Here is a 584-nt window from a genome sequence, read left to right on the forward strand (position 1 = left end):
CTGAAGCTGCCGTATATCCCGACGCCGGCGGTTTCGGACTGGACGGAGCTGCGCGAAGACCCTGAAAACCCAGGGATGATGCTGCCGTACTTCACCTTCCCGCCGAACTCGCTGATCGTGCTGGATGAGGCGCAGCGGGTGTTTCGCGTCCGCACGGCCGGGTCTAAGGTGCCTGACCACGTGGCGGCGTTTGAGACGGTGCGGCATACCGGCGTGACGTTTGTTCTGATCACGCAGAACCCGACGTTCCTGGACAGTCATATCCGCAAGCTGGTGGGGCAGCATGTCCACCTGCGGGACGCTGGCTTGCTCGGACGCTGGTACTACGAATGGCCGGAGTGCGCGAACCCGGAGACGTTCAACACTGCGCCGATCAAGAAGAAGTGGAGCCTGCCGAAGTCCAGCTTTGGCCTGTACAAGTCCTCCAGTCTGCACATCAAGCGCAAGTACACCGTGCCGCCTGTGCTGATGCTGTTCATCGCCTGCGTGCTGATCGCGGCGTTCCTGGCGTACCGGGTCTACTACCGTACCGGCCAGTTGACGACGGCGACTCCGGCTAAGCCTGTTGCGGCCGAGCAGGGCAG

At 62.7% G+C, this 584-nt stretch carries 1 protein-coding gene; it reads left to right on the forward strand.

Going from position 1 to position 584, the window contains the following annotated elements; translation table 11 throughout:
• On the forward strand, nucleotides 1–584 hold a 584-nt coding region (locus GFB48_RS17400), incomplete at both ends, for a zonular occludens toxin domain-containing protein (protein WP_240464900.1).

This window comes from Paraferrimonas sp. SM1919 (assembly GCF_010993985.1).
In the GTDB taxonomy this organism is placed as follows: Bacteria; Pseudomonadota; Gammaproteobacteria; order Enterobacterales; family Shewanellaceae; genus SM1919.